The sequence below is a fragment of the Streptomyces sp. NPDC006879 genome (assembly GCF_042869595.1).
Lineage (GTDB): Bacteria > Actinomycetota > Actinomycetes > Streptomycetales > Streptomycetaceae > Streptomyces.
On the sequence record NZ_JBIAGC010000003.1, the window covers coordinates 80670 to 99152 of the forward strand.

At 69.9% G+C, this 18483-nt stretch carries 17 protein-coding genes; 15 read left to right on the forward strand and 2 right to left on the reverse strand.

Translation table 11 applies throughout. From position 1 onward, the window contains the following. The first annotated feature begins 3 nt into the window (after positions 1 to 3). Genes ACFYMC_RS03585 through ACFYMC_RS03615 form a run of 7 tightly spaced genes read left to right on the forward strand, consistent with a single transcriptional unit; the run spans position 4 to position 10464 of the window. Positions 4 to 1680, forward strand: coding sequence for a SagB family peptide dehydrogenase (locus ACFYMC_RS03585; RefSeq protein ID WP_388518186.1), 1677 nt, complete (start codon positions 4 to 6; stop codon positions 1678 to 1680). Then, positions 1677 to 4532: a lantibiotic dehydratase gene (locus ACFYMC_RS03590; RefSeq protein ID WP_388518189.1), complete on the forward strand. Its 2856-nt coding sequence runs from the start codon at positions 1677 to 1679 to the stop codon at positions 4530 to 4532. The genes ACFYMC_RS03585 and ACFYMC_RS03590 overlap by 4 nt, the downstream gene beginning before the upstream one ends. Next, on the forward strand, positions 4520 to 5578 hold the full coding sequence (locus tag ACFYMC_RS03595; protein ID WP_388518192.1) for a lantibiotic dehydratase C-terminal domain-containing protein: 1059 nt from the start codon (positions 4520 to 4522) through the stop codon (positions 5576 to 5578). Before ACFYMC_RS03590 ends, ACFYMC_RS03595 begins: the two co-directional genes overlap by 13 nt. Next, positions 5575 to 6696 (forward strand): site-2 protease family protein, encoded by a 1122-nt coding sequence (locus tag ACFYMC_RS03600; protein WP_388518195.1) that lies wholly within the window; start codon positions 5575 to 5577, stop codon positions 6694 to 6696. Before ACFYMC_RS03595 ends, ACFYMC_RS03600 begins: the two co-directional genes overlap by 4 nt. A gap of 50 nt (positions 6697 to 6746) precedes the next feature. After that, a complete protein-coding gene (locus ACFYMC_RS03605; protein ID WP_388518198.1) occupies positions 6747 to 7724 on the forward strand; it encodes an ATP-binding cassette domain-containing protein in 978 nt (325 codons plus the stop codon). Next, a complete protein-coding gene (locus ACFYMC_RS03610) occupies positions 7721 to 8479 on the forward strand; it encodes an ABC transporter permease (protein WP_388518201.1) in 759 nt (252 codons plus the stop codon). Before ACFYMC_RS03605 ends, ACFYMC_RS03610 begins: the two co-directional genes overlap by 4 nt. After that, a complete protein-coding gene (locus ACFYMC_RS03615; protein ID WP_388518204.1) occupies positions 8476 to 10464 on the forward strand; it encodes a TOMM precursor leader peptide-binding protein in 1989 nt (662 codons plus the stop codon). The genes ACFYMC_RS03610 and ACFYMC_RS03615 overlap by 4 nt, the downstream gene beginning before the upstream one ends. Before the next feature lie 76 nt (positions 10465 to 10540). Here ACFYMC_RS03615 and ACFYMC_RS03620 read toward each other — a convergent pair whose 3' ends face one another. Next, on the reverse strand, positions 10541 to 10717 hold the full coding sequence (locus ACFYMC_RS03620) for a thiazolylpeptide-type bacteriocin (protein WP_388518207.1): 177 nt from the start codon (positions 10715 to 10717) through the stop codon (positions 10541 to 10543). 306 nt (positions 10718 to 11023) lie between these two features. On the opposite strand from ACFYMC_RS03620, the gene ACFYMC_RS03625 reads away from it, so the two are divergent. From ACFYMC_RS03625 to ACFYMC_RS03650, 6 genes are all read left to right on the forward strand, one after another. Beyond that, positions 11024 to 12349, forward strand: coding sequence for an amidohydrolase (locus ACFYMC_RS03625; protein WP_388518210.1), 1326 nt, complete (start codon positions 11024 to 11026; stop codon positions 12347 to 12349). A gap of 64 nt (positions 12350 to 12413) precedes the next feature. Further along, positions 12414 to 12701 carry a DUF6355 family natural product biosynthesis protein gene (locus ACFYMC_RS03630; RefSeq protein ID WP_388518213.1) on the forward strand — a complete coding sequence of 96 codons (288 nt, stop codon included), beginning with the start codon at positions 12414 to 12416 and terminating at the stop codon, positions 12699 to 12701. A 296-nt stretch (positions 12702 to 12997) separates the two neighbouring features. After that, on the forward strand, positions 12998 to 13384 hold the full coding sequence (locus tag ACFYMC_RS03635; protein WP_388518216.1) for a cell division protein SepF: 387 nt from the start codon (positions 12998 to 13000) through the stop codon (positions 13382 to 13384). 85 nt (positions 13385 to 13469) lie between these two features. Next, positions 13470 to 14600, forward strand: coding sequence for an AAA family ATPase (locus ACFYMC_RS03640; protein WP_388518219.1), 1131 nt, complete (start codon positions 13470 to 13472; stop codon positions 14598 to 14600). A 49-nt stretch (positions 14601 to 14649) separates the two neighbouring features. Beyond that, on the forward strand, positions 14650 to 15042 hold the full coding sequence (locus tag ACFYMC_RS03645; RefSeq protein WP_388518625.1) for a nucleotide pyrophosphohydrolase: 393 nt from the start codon (positions 14650 to 14652) through the stop codon (positions 15040 to 15042). Positions 15043 to 15201: 159 nt separating this feature from the next. Next, a complete protein-coding gene (locus ACFYMC_RS03650) occupies positions 15202 to 15753 on the forward strand; it encodes a DUF6099 family protein (protein WP_388518223.1) in 552 nt (183 codons plus the stop codon). A 359-nt stretch (positions 15754 to 16112) separates the two neighbouring features. Here the strand turns inward: ACFYMC_RS03650 and ACFYMC_RS03655 are convergent, their stop codons facing one another. Beyond that, positions 16113 to 16307 carry a hypothetical protein gene (locus ACFYMC_RS03655; RefSeq protein WP_388518226.1) on the reverse strand — a complete coding sequence of 65 codons (195 nt, stop codon included), beginning with the start codon at positions 16305 to 16307 and terminating at the stop codon, positions 16113 to 16115. Positions 16308 to 16609: 302 nt separating this feature from the next. Here ACFYMC_RS03655 and ACFYMC_RS03660 point away from each other — a divergent pair, with 302 nt between their 5' ends. Continuing rightward, positions 16610 to 17533: an LLM class F420-dependent oxidoreductase gene (locus tag ACFYMC_RS03660; protein WP_388518228.1), complete on the forward strand. Its 924-nt coding sequence runs from the start codon at positions 16610 to 16612 to the stop codon at positions 17531 to 17533. Positions 17534 to 17541: 8 nt separating this feature from the next. After that, positions 17542 to 18456, forward strand: coding sequence for a homocysteine S-methyltransferase (mmuM, locus tag ACFYMC_RS03665; protein WP_388518231.1), 915 nt, complete (start codon positions 17542 to 17544; stop codon positions 18454 to 18456). Positions 18457 to 18483: the final 27 nt, after the last annotated feature.

Here is an 18483-nt window from a genome sequence, read left to right on the forward strand (position 1 = left end):
ACCATGGGATACGCCCATGAGTACGCCGACGCGATCTTGCACCGAGGTCGGGTTCCGATGGAGCCCGTCGATTTCGAGCCCGACTGGGCGGACCGGCCGCGCAAGGCCAAGTTCTACCCCGGTGCCGAGACGGTCCCGCTGCCGGAGTGTCCGGTCGGGGCGGCCGGCGACCTCACTCGGGGCCTTCTGCGCCTCAGCGAACGGCAGGACCCGCAGGCCGCCGAGCAGGCGACGTTCACCCTGCCGCTGCTGTCCGGGATGCTGTTGGACTCCTACGGCTTCACCGGACGGCGTCTTGCCGTGCAGGCGAACACCGATCTGGCGGCCCTGCCGCACTACCCACACGCCAACTGGTCCCGGGGCACGGCCTCGGGAGGCGGCCTGTACCCGGTGAGCATCTACTGGGCGGCGGGTCCCAGTGGCCCGCTCACGCCCGGTGTGTACCACTACACCCCGCACCATCACGCCCTACGCAGACTGATGGCTGGCAATGTCACCGGTGACATCCACGCCGCCCTTGGCGCCGCAGTGAAGGACGGAAGCGGCACCCACACCGACCAGTTCCTGATCCTGAGCATCAAGTACTGGCAGAACGCCTTCAAGTACAACAGCTTCTCCTTCCACGCGGTGAGCATGGACCTGGGCGCTCTGCTCGCCACCTGGCGCATCTGGGCGGGTGCCCAAGGCCTCAGGACCAAGCCCGTGCTCTGGTTCGACGAGGAACGGCTCGGGAGGCTCCTCGGGATCGAAGCGGCCCAAGAAGGCGTCTTCGCCGTGGTTCCGCTGGACTGGGCGGGCACCTCGGCCACCAGCAGCCCTGCGGCGCCCTCCAGCGGCCCGGCCGTACGGCACCGGGACGCCGAGCGGTCCCGCAAGGTCCTCTCCTTCGAAACCCTGCTCCGCATCCAAGACGCAACCTCCGCACACGCCACCGAGCGGCCCGCCACGGGCACCCTCGACCAGGCCGGCGCCCGCCCACCGCACGGCGACGGCCAACCGCTCGCGCTACCCGCCCCCGAACTCCCACGAGGAACCGGCGCACGAGCCGTGCTACGCGCCCGGCGCAGCAGCTTCGGCCGCTTTGCCGCCGACCGCCCCCTCACCGCCGGCCAACTCGCCACCACCTTGGCCGCCTGCGCCGCCGCGACCTTGGACAGCGAGGCCGAACGGCCCGGGGGCCCGCGCCTGACCAACCTGTACGCCTTCGTCAACCATGTCGAAGGCCTCACCCCCGGGGCCTACGCCTACCACGCCGACACCCACACGCTGCGTCCGCTCCGGTCCGGGCCGCCGGGTAGTTTCCTCCAGCGCAACTACTTCCTGGCCAACTACAACCTGGAGCAGACCGGCGCGGTGCTCGTCCCCACCGTCCGCACCACCGCCGTGCTCCACGCACTGGGCGACCGCGGCTACCGCCTGGTCAACGGCACCGTGGGCGCCATCGCGCAGACCTTCTACACCGCGGCGAGCGCACTGGAGATCGGTGCGGGGGTCGCCCTCGGCTTCGACAACATCTCCTACGTCGAGGAACTCGGCCTGACCGGAACCGACGAGGCCCCCCTACTGGTGATGCTCCTCGGCAACGAACGCCCGCGCCCCGCCGACTTCCGACACGAGATAGCCGCCCCCGTGGACACGGCGAGCACCACCATCAAGGAGAAGGGGACACAGCCCGTATGAGCACCCAGGACGGCACACCCCCCGGCGACGGTTGGCACATCGGGCGGCGCTTCATGCTGAGGGTGGCGGGGCTCCCCATGGACACCGTCGCGAGCCTTCGGTGTGAGGACGCCTGTCGCTGGGCCGATGAGGTCCTCATCGTCGAAGAGGCGCTGCGGGATTCGGCCCGGACCCTGAGCGACCTCCTCCACGAAGCCGTGGGCGCCACCGACCCCGACCCCGGGTCCCCCGGCGCCGCACAACGTCGTGAGCTGTTGCGGCTGCGCCGGCAGATCCACAACAACCGCCTGCCTTCCGATCCCGAGACAGCGGTGCAAGCCGTCGCCCAGGTGACTGCGGCGGCAGCCGACCAGGTGGCCGGATGGCTCCGCCACCGCGACGATCTGGCCAAGCTCGGTGCCGAGGGCGCCCCTTTGCTGGCCGCCGAGTTGGACCGCAACCGTCAGGCGCTGCGGGCCGTGCTGGCCGATGAACGGTTGCGGCACGGACTCCTCCTGGCCTCCCCGGCCCTGGACGCTCAGCTGGACTCCTACCTGAGAACCTCCGGCGCGCCGACCGGCCGGGCCCGCAAGGTTGAACGCGCGGTGTTGTCCTACCTGTACCGCACCGCCTGCAAAACCAGCCCGTTCAGCACGTTCACCGCGGTCGCCACCGGTCAGTTCACCACCGGCGCACCGACCGAGGTCCCCGTCGAGCGGGAGTGGAGCAGCCATGTACGGCTCAACGTGGTGGTCCTCGCCCGCTTCGCCGAGCTGATCCTCGCCGACCCCGGACGCCGCCGCGACCTCCCCCTGCGTCTGGCCTCAGGATGGGGGCACGCGGACGAACGGATCCGGTACGTACGACGCTGGGTCACCGCCGGGGACGACACGGCCGCCGTCACCTTCGACGCGGTCAAGGACAAGCTGTTCTACCTGCGCCGCAGCGGAACCCTGGACCGACTCCTCGCACTCTTCGACGACCGACCCGAGCTGCGCCACCACGAGCTCGCCACCTGGCTCGCCGAGGCACACCAGGCCGACACCGCGGACTGTGAGGCCTACATCGCAGCCCTGCTCCAACTCGGCATGGTGCGCGTGCCCTGCCTGGACACCACCGTCCACAGCGGTGATCCCCTACGGGCCTTCCGGCGTTCGCTCCTCGAACTGCGGCGTCCCTGGGCCGACCGGCTCTGCCTACTCCTCGGTCCGGCCGCTGATGCCCTGGCCCGCTACCCCATGGCAGAGCGCTCTGAACGGCGCATGCTGCTCTCTGAGTTGCGCCGCGGCCTCGGCCGGGCGCAGCAGGAACTGTTGGTCCCCGAAGAGGTCTTCGAAGGTACGGCGCCTGAAGGTACGGTGGCGGCAGCGGGGGGTCAGCGGCCGGGTGAAGTCGCTGAGGCCGCCTTGCTGCCCCAGACGCTGGTCTACGAGGACACCAGCGCCGGCAGGGACCTGCCCTGCCCGCCGCTGCCGGCAGCGGGAGCGGCGCTGCGGGCAGTCGAAAGCGTCCTTCCCGCCTTTGATCTGACCCTGGCCCAACGCATCACCTTCGAAGGCTTCTTCACCGCCCGCTACGGGAGCGGCGGGCGCTGCACCGACCTGCTCGGTCTGGTCCACGACTTCCATGAGGACTTCTTCGACCAGTACCTGTCCTTCACTGCCCGGCGCAGTCCCTTTGACGAGCAGGGGGAGTACGTCCCGGAGGTGAACTGGCTCGGTCTGCCGGGCCTGCGTGCGCTGGACACAGCCCGACGCGCGTTCGTGGACCGGATGCGCGCCGCGTTCACGGAGCACCACAGCGCCCTCGTCGACCCGAGCGCGGAACTCCGGCTTGAGGAAGCCGACCTGTCGGCAGTTGCACGCGAACTCGCTTTGGTTCCAGCCGGTTTCACACCGCGATGCCATCACCTTCAGCTGGCCACAGACCCGGCCACCGGCCTCAGCCGGACCGTACTCAACCGCTCGTACGGCGGCCTGTCCTTCCCGTTCAGCCGATTCAGCCACGTCTACGACGACCAGCCGGTGCCGCTCGCCGAGGAACTACGGGCCACCGCTGCGGCGGTCACTCCCGAGGGGGCCGTCCTGGCAGAAGTGACGGGCGGTCCTGTGACCAGCAACCTCAATCTGCACGGCCGGTTGATGGACCATCAGATCATCTGTCCCGGCGAGAGTGCCACCGTGCCACCGGACCAGCAGATCGCACTGTCCGACCTGTATGCCGAGCACGATGCGGCCTCGGGGCGGGTCATGTTGCGCTCACACCGGTTGGGGCGCGAGGTGATCCCCGTCTACCTGGGCTATCTGGTACCGCTCGCGCTGGCTGCCATCCCGCGCACGTTGTTGCTGCTCTCGGCCACCTCGATGTCGCCGATCGACGTCTGGGCCGGTGTGCCCGAAGGCCCGGCCAGGGACGGTGTCACCCATCGCCCACGTGTGGTGCACGGTGATGTTGTTCTTGCGCGACGCAGCTGGTCCACCACCGCAGCCGTACTGACCTCCTTCCTGCCCGCCGAGCCCGGCGGGCCCGAGCAGGACGCCCGGCGCCTGCTGGCTTGGCGACGCTGGCGCCGACAGCATGACCTGCCCGAGCAGGTGTTCGCCACCGTGTTCGCCGGAGCGTCAGCGGTGGGAGCCAAGCCTCAGTTCGTCGACTTCCGCAGCAGACTCTCCCTGGCCACCTTCGAGACCATGCTGCGCGATCCGGGCCACCGGGTCACCCTGCGCGAACTGCTACCCGACGCGGGCGGGCTGTACGTGCGGTCTGATCGTGGCGCGCACGTGGCCGAACTCGCCGTCGAGACCTTCACCCACCACACACCCGCGGGCACCACGCCCCCCGAGACGAAAGGCGGGGCCACGTGTCCGAGCTGACCGCCACACCCGAGCGCGGTGCATGGCAGGCCATACACGTCTTCTATGCCGCCAACCCTCAGCCCCTGCTGGTCACCGCTGTGCGCCCACTGATCTCGAAGCTCACCGCAGAGGGGCTGATCTGTGGTCACTTCTTCATCAACTACTGGCTGGAAGGCCCCCACGTACGCCTGCGGCTCCGTCCGAGCAGCCAGGCCGCCGCACTCGAAGTCAGACGCCGAGTTGAGGAGGCCGTCACGGCCTTCCTCAAAGCGAGACCGGCTCTTTATCAAGTCGACTCCGGATTCCTCAACGACTTCTACAACACCCTCTTCGACATCGAGTTCCCCAAAGGCGATCGCACGGCCTTCACCGGCCCTGACGGACGGATGAACCTGCGGCCCAACAACTCCTTCTCCTGGGAGCCCTACGAGCCCGAGTACGGCAAGTACGGCGGTCCGGCAGGCATTGAGCTCGCCGAATGGCACTTCGCCCGCTCCAGCGAACTCGTCATGGATGCCCTCAGCAGCATGAACCTGCACCTGCGCACCGTCCTGCTCGGCACCTCGGCCCAGTTGATGATGGTCATGGCCGGAGCCTTCCTCCGGGACCGCACCGAGCTCGCCCAATACCTCGACAGTTACTACGAGTTCTGGCACAAGGCATTTCCGGGCACCGGATTCATCGGCTCCGAGGAGTACGACCGGACGTATGCCCAGACGGCACCCGGTCTGGCCCGTCGCTTCTCGGCCGTCAGGGAGAGCCTCTCCCAGGGCGAGACGGAGAAGCTCCCCGCTTTCCTCGCCGGGTGGGGCGAACACTGCCTGGAGCTGCGCGGCCGTGCCGAGGACCTCGCCGAGGCGGGGGAACTCGTCTTCCGGTCATGGGACGGCACCCGGGAGGAAGCTGTCACCGACCCCGCGGTAGCGCTTCCGCTGCTTCTCTCGCCCTACATGCATATGACCAACAACCGCCTCCACGTGACCATCCGCGACGAGGCCTACCTTTCCCACCTGCTCGCCCGGGTCCTGCGCGAACCCGCCGAGGCGCCGGCGGGACGACCATGACCGCCATCGGGCCCACTCCCGAAGACCTGCTCTCCCACCGGCCAGCACTGCGCCCCGACATCCTCCTCTCCGCCCCGCTGCTGAACGGACCGACCCTCGTCCATCTGGTCAAGGACCCTATCTCCGGGGCCTCCTTCGAGCTGGGACCCAAGGAGTTCTTCCTGGTCTCCCGGCTCGACGGTGCCCGCAGCCTCGCGGAGATCGGCACCGAGTACGGACGGGCCTTCGGTCGACGGCTCGGGCCCGTCCATTGGAAACAACTGCTCGGCCTGCTCGGGACCCGCCGGTTGTTGGCCGGCGGCCCCCCGCCCGAGGTTCCCGCAACGCCAACCACCCGCCGTACCAACACCGTGCTGCGCGGCACCATGCGCCTGGTGGCCGACGCGGACGCCACCACCGCGCGGCTCCACCGGGCCCTGCGCGCGCTACTCCACCCCGCCCCTCTTCTCCTGTTGCTCGCCTCCTGTCTCGCCATGGAGGGTTGGCTCGCCACGCAGGTGGCACAACTGGTGCGGGATGGATGGTGGTTGGTTCGAAATCCGGTGCCGATGCTCGCCGTCGCAACCTTGTTGTGGCTGAGCACCGCCCTGCACGAACTAGCGCACGGGGTGGCCGCACGACATTTCGGCGGGCGGGTGGGTGAGATCGGTCTGCGGTGGCGCCTGCCAGTAGCGATCATGTATTGCACGGTCGAGAACTACCGCTACCTCAAACGCCGTCGAGACCAACTCGCGGTGGCCGCGGCCGGCGCCTTCGCCAACCTCGTCTTCCTCCTGCCGTTCTTCCTCTGGTGGGCTGCCCTGCCCTCCGACGACGCCACGCACCGGGTGCTGAGCGGGTTGCTCCTACTCGGCAGTGCCCAAGCCCTGGTGAACCTGGTGCCGCTGCCACCGCTCGACGGCTACACGATGCTCTCCCACGCACTACGCGTCACACGGCTGGCTCCCGCAAGCCTCACGTACCTGCGCCTGCGCCTGGGAGATCGCGCCGCCGCAGGCGCCTACCCACCCCGAGCTCGGGTGCTCTACACGCTCTACGCACTGGTCGCGGCGTGCGTGCTCCTCCTGCTCGCCCTGGGGTTGTCGGCCGTCCTCTGGTACGCGGCGACCACTTCTTGATCCTCCCCTTGCGCTATCCGCACGACCACCGAGAGAAGGGCGCGACACCCATGACTACGGACCGCAACGAGATCGCCATCGAGGCGACCGAGGTGTGCAAACGCTACGGAGACCGGGAAGCTGTGGCCAGCGTTTCCCTTGAGGTTCGGCGCGGTGAGTTCTTCGGGCTGCTCGGGCCCAACGGTGCCGGGAAGAGCACCCTGATCGAGATCATGGAAGGCCTGCGGCAGGCGGACTCGGGCACCGTCCGCGTACTGGGAAACAGCACATGGCCGCGTGACATTGCGCTCCTGCCGCGCATCGGCGTACAGACCCAGTCCTCGGCCTTCTTCGTGCGCCAGACGGCGCACGAACACCTGGCCACCGTCGCCGCCCTCTACCGGGCTGACCGCATCGCCGCGGACCGCACGCTGCGGACCGTCGGTCTCACCGAACAACGAGACGTACTCGTGGAGAACCTCTCCGGCGGCCAACGGCAGCGCCTCGCCATCGCCTCCGCCCTCGTCCACGACCCCGAACTGATCTTCCTCGACGAACCGACCGCCGCCCTCGACCCCCAAGCCCGACGTGACCTGTGGCAACTCCTGCGCCAACTCAAGAAGGCCGGTCGCACCATCGTCTACACCACCCACCACCTCGACGAGGCCGAGGCCCTCTGTGACCGCGTCGCCATCCTCGTCGCCGGTCGCATCGCCGCACTCGACTCCCCCCACCAACTGATCGCCGCCGCCGGCGCCCCCACCCGACTGCTGTTGCCCGCGGGCCGTTTGAACCCCGACGAGGCCGCCGCCATCCCCGGCGTGGACCGGGCCGAAGAAGAAGGCGGCTCCCTCGTCCTGGAGACCACCGTCTCCGGCAAGGTCCTCCAAGCCGTCGACGCACTCATCGGGCTCGACGGACTACAGAGCCGCACCGCCACCCTGGAGGACGTCTACCTTCGCCTCACCGGCGCAGCCGCCTTGGATCTGGCCAACTCCGACAGTCACACCGAGCACCCCCCGTACTTCCCCGCAAAGGACCCGGCATGAGCTCCGCCTACACCGCCCTGACCGCCGCCGGCTACCGTGCCCAAGTACGTGACAAGGCCACCCTCTTCTTCACGTTCGCCTTTCCCCTTCTCTTCCTCGTCGTCTTCGGCCTGATCTTCAGTGGGCAGGAGGTCGCCGAAACCGGCCGCCCCTACATCTCGTACATCGCACCCGGAGTGATGTCCTGGGGCGTCGCCAACGCCGCAGTCTTCGGCATCGCCTTCACCCTCATGCAGTGGCGCCGTGACGACCTGCTGCGGCTCATCCGCCTCACCCCCACCCCCCTGACCACCGTGCTCGCCTCCCGATACGGGCTGGCGCTCGTGGTCGGCCTCGCCCAGGCCGTCGTGTTCATCGCCGTGGCCATGCTCCCCGGGTTCGGCCTGAGCCTCGACGGCCGCTGGCCGCTCGCCGTGCCCGTACTGCTCCTCGGCATCACCGCGTTCCTCGCCATCGGCGTTATCGTGGGCACCTACGCCAACACCCCCGAGGCCGTCGCCGCCATCGCGAACTGCCTGATGGTTCCCATGGCCTTCCTGTCCGGCTCCTTCCTGCCGCTCGACCTGATGCCCACCTGGCTGCGTACGGTCTCGCTCGCGCTTCCGCTGCGCTACCTCAACGACGCCGTCACCGGGACGCTCGCCGGCACCGGTTCCCTCGGCGACATCGCGGTGGACTGTGTCGTCCTACTCGGATTCGCCGCGGTCTTCGGCGCCCTGGCCCTGAAAGCCTTCCGCTGGAGCAACCGCACATGACGACCCATCAAGTACTTTTCCCAGAACTCCAGGAACCAGCGACCACAGCCCTGGAGTCGGCCCGCCGCACTCTGGCCCACGGCCTCAAGCAGCGATGCGCCTCCGCCGACGGGGCGCCCGCGGTGGTCACTCTGGGCGCCCGCGACGCGCTCGGGCCGCTCACCGACGATCCGTTCGCCGACGTGCGCCCCACCGCGACCGTGCACCTCACCGCCCGAGCCGTACTCGTCGGGCCCTGGGGCGGTGAGGACGAAGCACGGGCCTGCGGCCTTTGCCTGGCGATGCGTTGGCAGCGGCTGCGCAGCCGCTCCGAACGCGACGCGCTGGAGACCGGTCTTCGCCCACCCACCCCCGCCGACCGGACATGGCCGGACCTGCCCGGGTTCCTCATCGACGCCGTGGCGGCCCTGCACCGAGCGGTACTTGGTCCCTGGTCACCCGAACGCGTTCAGCCGCCCACCGCAGCCGAGGCCGCCGACCGGGCCCTACCCCAGGTCAGCCGAATCGACTTGGCCAGCCTGACCGTCCGCACCCATCCGGTGCTGGCGGACCCGCTGTGCCCGCACTGCGGCCCCCGGTCCGTTGACACCGCCGACCAGGCCCGCCTAGTGCCGGTCTCCCGGCCCAAACCCCACCCCGGCGCATCACGGCTGCGCCCCGCATCCTCCTACCCCATCCCCTACGAGGCGCTCGCCAACCCGGTCAGCGGCGTGCTCGGAGCGGGTACCTGGACCAACGTCACCTCGCCCACCACCGCCCCCGTGGCGGGCAGCGTATTCATGCGCGGCTACGCGGGGCTGACCGATGTGACCTGGAGCGGCCAGGCGAACAGCTTCCGCGCCAGCCGCGACCTCGCCCACCTCGAAGGCCTGGAGCGCTACGCGGGTACCCACCGCCGTACCGGCACCATGCCGTTGATCGCCACCTACCGGGAGTTGGGCGAACGGGCGCTTGACCCGGCGCGCTGCGGCTTCTACACGCCGAAGACATACCGCGAGGACCCGATGCTCTCGCCCTTCGACCCCGACCGGCCCATCCCTTGGGTGTTCGGACACTCGCTGCGCGATGACCGGCCCTTGCTCGTGCCCGCTCGCCTGGTGCACTACAGCGCGGGCCTCGCCGCCGACAACTTCGTCTTCGAGTGCTCCAACGGCTGCGCGATCGGCAGCTGCCCGGAGGAAGCGATGCTCGGCGCGCTCCTGGAGCTGATCGAGCGGGACGCCTTCCTGCTCGCCTGGTACGGCGGGCTCCCGCTGACGCCCATCGACCTCGACTCGGTCCCCGGCGCCGCGGTGCGCACCATGGCGGACCGCGCCGCGCTCCAGGGCTACGACGTGCACGCCTACGACAACCGGATCGACCTCGCGGTCCCCGTGGTCAGCGCCCTGGCCGTCCGGCGTGACGGCGGGCCCGGTACCTTCTCCTTCGGCGCCGGCGCGAGTCTGGACCCGACCGTGGCGGTCGAGGCGGCCCTCTCGGAAGTCCTCACCTACATTCCGCACCTGCCCGGGCAGGTCGCCGAACGCAGCGCGGAACTCAAGGCGATGGCCGCCGACTACGACAGGGTCCGGCACCTGAAGGATCACGCCCAGCTCTTCGGACTCCCCGAAATGGCCCGGCACGTGCGTCCCTACTATCTCAACGGCGCCCCGAGCCGGTCCTTTGACGACCTCTACCGGGACTGGGAGGCGACCGGCCGACCGGCGACCGGGGACCTCAGGGACGATCTGCGCCTGTGCGTGGAGGAGTTGGCCCGGGCCGGACTCGACGTGATCTGTGTCGACCAGACCACCCCCGAACAGCGGCGGATGGGCCTCAGCACGGTCTGCGCGGTGGTACCCGGGCTGTTGCCCATCGACTTCGGTTGGCCGCGTCAGAGAGCCCCGTTGATGCCGAGGCTGCGTACCGCCCCCCGGCGGGCGGGCCTGCGCGCCACCGATCTGAGCGAGTCGGAGATCCGTGGCGTTCCGCATCCCTTCCCCTGAGGGACCTCCGGCCACGGCCCTGCCGTGGTGTACCCGGCCCCGGAGGGGGACGGGTACACCGGGCAGCGGCCTGGTGTCAGGCGCTGCAGGAGGTGGTGCTGGTGGTGGAGGAGCAGGTGGAGGTGGAGCTGCAACTGGTCGAACCGGCGAGGACCACCTCGCTGGCGTCGGAGTAGTCCGAGATCTCGAAGGTCTCGGACTCCAGCTCCAGGATCTCGTCGGCGAGTGAGAGGAGCGGCGATTTCTCGGCCATGGGGGTCTCCTTCGGGTTGGGCACGACCATCCGGGCGGATCCCGGGTGGTTTGCCTCGGGCACCGGTCGCACCGGCGCGCGGGTCCATCAGAGCCCGCGCCGCCGACAGATCGCACCGTGTACCGCTGTCACCTCGCTGACACCTGGTGTCAGCGAGGTGAGGCGGAGCGGCTGGACCTCGCCCACGGGTGCCCGGTGGGCTCGCCGCGGCACTCCGGTGGCCGCAGGTCGTGCCCGACTCCTGGCCGTGGCCAAAGAACTCGAACCCCTCCGGCGTACACCGGAGGGCCTCTGGAAGTAGGACCGATGGCGAACCACCTCAGCGGCATCCTCAGGCCACTGACGGCCCTCTATCTGGATCTGCACCGCAACCCGGAGCTCTCCGGCGAGGAGCGGCGGACTGCTGGTGCACTGGCGCACTGGTTGGAGGCGGAGGGCTATACCGTCACACGTGACGTGGGCGGCCACGGTGTCATAGGTGAACTGTGCAATGGCGAGGGGCCAACCGTGATGGTCCGCACCGAACTGGACGCGCTGCCGGTCCATGAGCGCACCGGACTTCCCTACAGCGCCGAGGGGCCCGTCGCACACGCCTGCGGTCACGACCTCCACATCGCGGCGGCGGCCGGCGCCGCCACCGTCCTGGCCCGCAACCGCGACGCGTGGCGGGGGCGGCTCCTCGTGGTCGGACAGCCGGCCGAGGAAACCCTGGCGGGCGCGCGGGCGCTGCTCCGCGCAGGGCTGTACCAGCGCTTCGGCCGCCCCGACGTGGTCCTGGCCCAGCACGCGGCGCCCCTGCTCGGTGGGATGCTGGCTCACGGGTACGGGCCGATGACCGCCGGGAGCGTGACCTTCGACGTCCTGGTGCACGGGCGCGGCGGACATGCCGGGTCCCCGCAGCTGGCCGTTGACCCGGTGGTGACCGCTGCGGCGCTGGTCGGCAGGCTCCAGACGATCGTCTCCCGCGAGTGCGCCCCTGCCGAGCTCGTAGCCGTCACCGTCGGCTCCATTCACGCCGGGACGCGGGCCAGCGTCATCCCCGAGGAGGCGCGACTCGGCATCACCGTACGGGCAGTGGGTGAACCCACACTGTTGCGGGTCGCCGCGGCCGTCGAACGGATCGTCCGGGCCGAATGCCTGACTGCTGCCTGCCCGCGGGAACCAGAGGTCCACCAAGTCTCCTCGTCCCCGGCCACCCATCCCGACGCGGCGGCCACCGCGTCGGTGCGGGCCGCTCACGCTGCCGCGTTGGGTGCCGAAAGGATCGCTATGTGGCCACCGTCCTTGGCCACCGAGGACTTCGCGTACTACGGGGACGCCGGAGTGGAACTGCACGGCGAGAGCGGTGTGCCGCTCGTGTACTGGATGCTCGGCACCGTGGGGCCGGCGACCTGGGCGGCGGCACCGGGTGCGGGGGCTGCGGAGAAGCTCGCGGCACTGCCGGCCAACCACGCACCGGAGTTCGCACCGGACGTGCGCACCGCGCTCCCGACCGGAGTGCGCGCCATGGAGGTCGCGGTACTCGACTGGCTCGCCGTCCAGGAAGGGGGCCACGGAGATTCGGCCAACGTCGGGAACAACCGGCCAAGTTCCTCACTCACACGAGGGAGTTCAGGTGGATGCGGAGAGTAGCGGTGGCAACACTCTACGTGTGCGGGGTGTCCCGCCCCTCCCAACCATCCAGAGGAGTTCTCCCATGCGTAAGAGCCGCGTCCTGACCAGCGCGCTCAGTGTCACGGCCCTGGTCTTCGGGCTGTCCGTCTCGGCGACCGCTGCCGCTCCGGCCAGCGCGCTCAACCCCTGCGGCTTCTTCGAAACCGCCAGCGACGCCTACTACAACCACTGCACCAGTGACGGTTCGCACATCGTCATCGAGATCGATGACTGGGGCCCCAACACGCTGCGCTGTGTGGGTCCGGGCACGACGTGGATCGGTGCCGCGGGCGATGTCGACGGGGCCTGGTACGTCGGCCGGACCTGCTGAACCGAGCGGGTGCGGGGCGCGTCAACTCTGCACCCCGCACCCGCACCACAGCAGCGCGGGCCCCTCAGCCCGAGCGGGAACCGGGGCCCCTCAGCCCCCGTCGTCCACTGTCATGATCGCAGCCGCCCGGCCTGGCGCGGGGCCGGGGTGCACCCCCGGAGCTGCCCCGGCTGTCGCGGTCGACGGAGCCGCCCAGTAACGTCGTGTCAGAACCGGTCCGTGTCGTTGTTGGGCCGAAAGGGTGAAGCGCGCGAGGATAGTGGGATGCACATGAAGCGTGGGGCCGGAGCGGTCCGGTGAGCAGGTACGACGTCACCGACGAGCAGTGGGAGGGACTGGCTCAGGTCGTTCCGCTACGTAGTCGCAACGAATGGCCGTCCAGGGTGGACCATCGGGCCGTCTCGCAGGGTCCCGGTCGGGAGCAGCGCCGTTTCGTGGTGCTGCGCGTGCAGGTCTTCGCGGACGCGCGCGAGGTCGCCGAGTACCTGGTCGCCCAGGTGCCGGTGCTGTTGGACCTGACCAGTGCGGACACCGAAGTGGCCAAACGGATCTTGGACTTCAGTAGCGGGGTGGTCTTCGGATTGGGCAGCGGAATGCACCGGGTCGATCGCAACGTCTTCCTGCTCGCGCCAGTGGGCACCGAAGTGGAGGGCATCGCGGCAGCGGCGATCCCGCACGGGTAAACCCTCGTCATCGGGTCCCTCGTTCGTAGGAAGGCTCCCTGGAGGGAACGGTTCGGCGCGTACCGGGCTGAGTAGCGTCCCCGGCATGGACGTGATCCGTACCCGCCCCGCGGTCACCGAACTGCGGCTGTCCTCCTTCGCCTCGCACCGCGGGGCCGCCTTCCCGCTCGGTCCGGTGACGCTCTTCGCGGGCGCCAGCGGCAGTGGGAAGAGCACTGCGCTGCGGGCTTACCGGGCGCTCGCCCGACTGGGTTCCGGCGCCACCCTGGCCGAGGTGTTCCCGGACCCGGTGGCCTGCGTGCCGGAGCGGGCCGCCGCCGACGCCGAGGGCAGACGGGGCTTTCGTATCGGCTGCACCGTGGACGGGCCTGCCGGTCCCGTGCGGCTGGACCTCGCGGTGCAGGCCGAACCCGCTCTGAGGATCGTCGGCGAGCGGCTGACGGGTGCCCGTGGGCGGACCTTGCTGAGCACCGCGCTCGTCGATCCCGGGCGCAGTACCGTGCAGGCGGCGTGGCACACCGGAGGGAGCGTGCCGGTCACCAAGGCGCCGTTGCCCGACGACCGTTTGGGCACCGCACTGTTGCCGCTGCGGGTGGCGGGGAGCACCGAGGGGCAGCGGGAGGTGCTGGCGGCGGCGGAACAGGCCGTCGTGGCCCTACGGTCGGTCTTCTCCTGTGACCCGCAGCCCGCCAGGATGCGCACCCCGGTGGTGGTGGGCGAGGGCGGGCGCCTCCGCAGTAGTTGTGAGAACCTCGCCGAGGTGCTCCGGCGAACGCGTACCGAATGCGTGACCCGGCACGCCGCGCTGATCGCCGCGGTGAACGCCGGCTGCGCCGGGCAGGTGGACGAGTTGCGTACCGAGGAGCTGGCGGACGGCCGGGTGCGGGCGCTGATCGGCCGTGGGGGCTTCGGAGTCTCACCGGTGGAGCGGTTGGGGGAGGGTGAGCTTCGCTTCCTCGCCCTCGCGTTGGTGCTGTTGACCGGGCCGGGTGTGCTCGCGGTCGACCAGAGCACCGAGTTGCTGCCGGCTCGACAGGCGCTGACCGTGCTCGCCGACGGCTTCGACAGGTGCTTGGACGCCCGTCAGGCCGATGAGTTGCTCAGGCTGGCGGTCGGCTCGTGCGGGCGCGGTCACATCCGGCTGGTTGCGGCGGTGGGGGATGCCGGACCCGCGCGGGAGCTGGCCGGTGTGTCGGTGGTAGACCTGGTGGCCTGAGCGAGGAGAGGTGGGGGTCGACATGGGACCCGAGTCGGGGCCGGGGCGGATGCGGCCCACCGTGGAGGCGCTGCAGCGCAGGCTCGCGGAATTCGCCGCGGCGCGAGCCTGGGAGCCTTACCACACGCCGAAGAATCTGGCGGTGGCGTTGAGTGTGGAGGCCTCTGAACTCGTCGAGATCTTCCAGTGGTTGACGCCCGAGGAGTCGGCCCGGGTCATGGCCGATCCCGAGTCGGCGCATCGGGTGGCCGACGAAGTGGCCGACGTGTTGGCCTACCTCCTGCAGTTCTGTGAGGTGTTGGGCGTCGACCCGCTCGTGGCGCTCTCCGCCAAGATCGATCGGAACGAGGCGCGTTTCCCGGTGAAGCGAGAGGCGCATGGCGGCGCACGCTCCGGCGCGGATTGGGGCGCGAAAGGAGGGGCGCGAGAAGCGGAAGGTTGAGATCCAAAGGCGGATCGTCACTCTACGGAGTGATGGGGTGATCCACAATCGCGAATGTGTCCAGAGATTTCCGAATACCCCTAGCTTTTCGCGTCGCTTGCCTTCACTCTGGGTAGTGGATGGAACGACGGAGTGTCGTGCGGGACGGGGGGACGTCTCATGGATGCGGTTCGGCTTATCGCTGCCGGGCGCCACGCCCTGGCGCAGAGCCAGGCAGCGCTGGACATCGTGACGGAGGCCTGGCAGTGCCAGGCCCTGGCTCACGCAGTCGGTGGTTGGTTGGCCATTGCCGGGCCAGCCGAGCTCAGAGGTGAGGCCAGAGGCCTCAGTGAGGCAGGGGGAAGGGGGTGCGGGAGACTCGACCCGCTCGCCCTCGCCGGCAGCGGAAAATCCTGGGACTACGGGAGCCGGCTTCCCGAATACGCTGGGAAGCCCCCTGACTACGCCCCGCGCGCCGCCCAACTGACCGAGGTACGCGATCCTCGTCAGGCCCTGCTCGGGCTGGGCGCCCTGCTGGGGGAGTTGGGCATAGCGCTCGTCGCAGTGGCCTGCGCCACGGATGAAGAGGGCCTCTATTGGCAGTGCATGGAGGCCATTGATGCCGCGGACGAGTCCAACGACCGCGTGCGCTCCATGTTGCGCCGGCTCACGACACGGGAGCGGGGCGGCGCCTCGGGCGCGGCCCGGGACTCGACGGCAGGCGCCACCTGAAGGAGTCTCGATGTCAGGTGGTGCTAGGAGGCCGGGAGGTTGCCCACGAGTTCGCACCGTAGCAGGCGAGGCACGCCCGACGAGGAGCGAACGCGACGGGTGCGGGTGCCCCGAGGACGAGCCCGCGGCGTCGGATGAGGAGCACCGCACGGCGCCGGATCGCCTTGAGCGGGACGTACTCGGGAGGCAACACGGATTGCGTGCCTGGCCCCGAGCTTGCTCTGGGGCCAGCCGCGTGCGCCGGGGCCCAGCCTCTCGGCACGGGCCCATGGTGCTGTGTCGTGCACCAAGGGTGTGTGGACGTCCATCGGGATCCGGCGAGCACGGCGACTGGCAGTCGAGCCCAGGGGCGCTGGGGCTCAGGGACGCAACGAGCGCTCCGCAGTGGCGTTCAAAGAGGCGGGATCGGCAGCGGCGGTCGGGCGGTCTCCGCTGGACTGGAGATCGGCGTCAAGCTGGGAGAGGTCGGCGTTCAGGGCGGCCATCAGTTCCTCCATCTGCTGGAGCAGCCCTTTGGGCGCCCCGTTCTGCTCCGGCACGGCTTCCTGGGACATGGCGGCCTCCTCGGCCCGGGCCTTCCCTAGTGGGAAGGGATCGTGGAACGTGCGCCGGCAGGTATAGCCCGCGCGCGGGCCGGGTGGTCCGGCTCCGCACCGGCCAACGATCACGTGACCCCCTCAGTCACTCGTGAAGAAGGACAGCGGAGGCAAGCTTGATGCAGATTCACCCGGCTGGGGCGACTTGTTGAGGGACGCGATCTCTCGTTGACGACAGGTTCGAGCCAGATGCCCCGGACGCGCCCGGCTGACCTGCGCCGGTGCCATGCGGAGGTGGAGCGAGAGGAGAGGATGGACCCATGGATCTTCGTGTATTCACCGAGCCCCAGCAGGGCGCCAGTTACGACACCCTCCTGACCGTGGCCAAGGCGACCGAGGACCTCGGTTTCGACGCCTTCTTCCGCTCCGACCACTACCTCAGCATGGGCTCGGCCGACGGCCTGCCCGGACCCACCGACGCCTGGATCACCCTGGCCGGCCTCGCCCGGGAAACCAGCCGCATCCGGCTCGGCACCCTGATGACCGCCGCGACGTTCCGTCTCCCCGGTGTTCTGGCCATCCAGGCCGCACAGGTGGACCAGATGTCCGGTGGCCGCATCGAGCTGGGTCTGGGCGCAGGCTGGTTCGAACAGGAACACCAGGCCTACGGCATCCCCTTCCCGCCGGAGAAGTTCAGCCGCCTGGAAGAGCAGCTGGCCATCGTCACGGGCCTGTGGCGCACCCCACGGGGCAAGACCTTCGACTTCGAAGGGAAGCACTACCAGTTGAAGGGATCCCCCGCGCTACCCAAGCCGGCGCAGTCCCGGGTGCCGGTGCTGATCGGGGGCCACGGCGCCGTCCGCACACCCCGGCTGGCGGCCCAGTACGCGGACGAGTTCAACATGCCCTTCTCCTCCGTCGAGGACAGCAGGAAGCAGTTCGCCAGGGTAGCCACGGCCGCCCAGGCAGCTGGCAGGGCCCCGAGTGACCTCGTCTACTCCAATGCCCTGGTGTTCTGCGTGGGCACGGACGAGGCGCAGATGGCCCGCCGGGCCGCTGCCATCGGACGACAGGTCGATGAACTGCGCGTCAACGGCTTGGCCGGCACTCCCGATGAGGTGGTCGACAAGATCGGCCGGTACTCCGAGGCAGGTTCCGCGCGGATCTACCTCCAGATGCTCGACCTCCACGACCTCGACCACCTGGAGCTCATCGCCTCCCGGGTGATGCCCCAGCTCGGCTGATCGCGGCCGTGGCGCGAGCGAGGAGCCTGCTGGCCCAGATGCTGGCCGTTCGGCCGGTGGTGCTCGACGGCGGTCTCAGCAACCAGTTGGCCGACCAGGGCTGCGACCTGTCCGGCGGGCTCTGGTCCGCCCGGGTGTTGATGGAGCATCCGGAACAGATCGAGGCCGCGCATCGAGCCTATGTACAGGCCGGAGCCGAGGTGCTGATCACCGCCAGCTACCAGGCCACCCACCAGGAGTTCACTCGGCTAGGCCTGAGCACCGCCGAGGCCAGCAGCCTGTTGGCCACCAGTGTGGAGCGTGCCGCCGCGGCGGCTGCGACAGCGGGGGACCGAGAGGTGTGGGTGGCCGCCTCCATCGGTCCTTACGGGGCGATGCTCGCCGATGGTTCGGAGTACCGCGGCCGGTACGGGCTGAGCTCGCGCCAACTCCTCGCATTCCATCGGCCACGCATGGAAGCACTGCTTCAGGCCGGACCGGACGTCCTGGCCCTGGAGACGGTTCCGGACGTCGACGAGGCCGAAGCCCTCCTCACCCTCGTCGCCGAGTACGGCGTGCCGGCCTGGCTCTCCTACACGGTCCACGGGCGCCGTACCCGCGCAGGGCAGCCGCTCGACGCTGCCTTCGAGGTCGCCGCCGGGGCGGATACGGTGATCGCGGTGGGCGTCAACTGTTGTGACCCCAAGGACGTGGGCCCGGCGGTCGAGATCGCCCGCGCCAGCACCGGCAAACCGGTGGTGGCTTACCCCAACGACGGGTCCGTATGGGACGGGGCCGCGAACCTCTGGCGCCGCCCGCCGGTGCCGGCAACATGGGCGGTGGAGTCCTGGCTTCAGGCCGGTGCCCGGCTGGTGGGCGGGTGTTGCCGCGTGGGACCCGACCGGATCGCCGCCCTCAGCGCCCGCTGGGGCCCACCCCACTGACCGAGGGCCCGGCCGGCGATGGCCGGG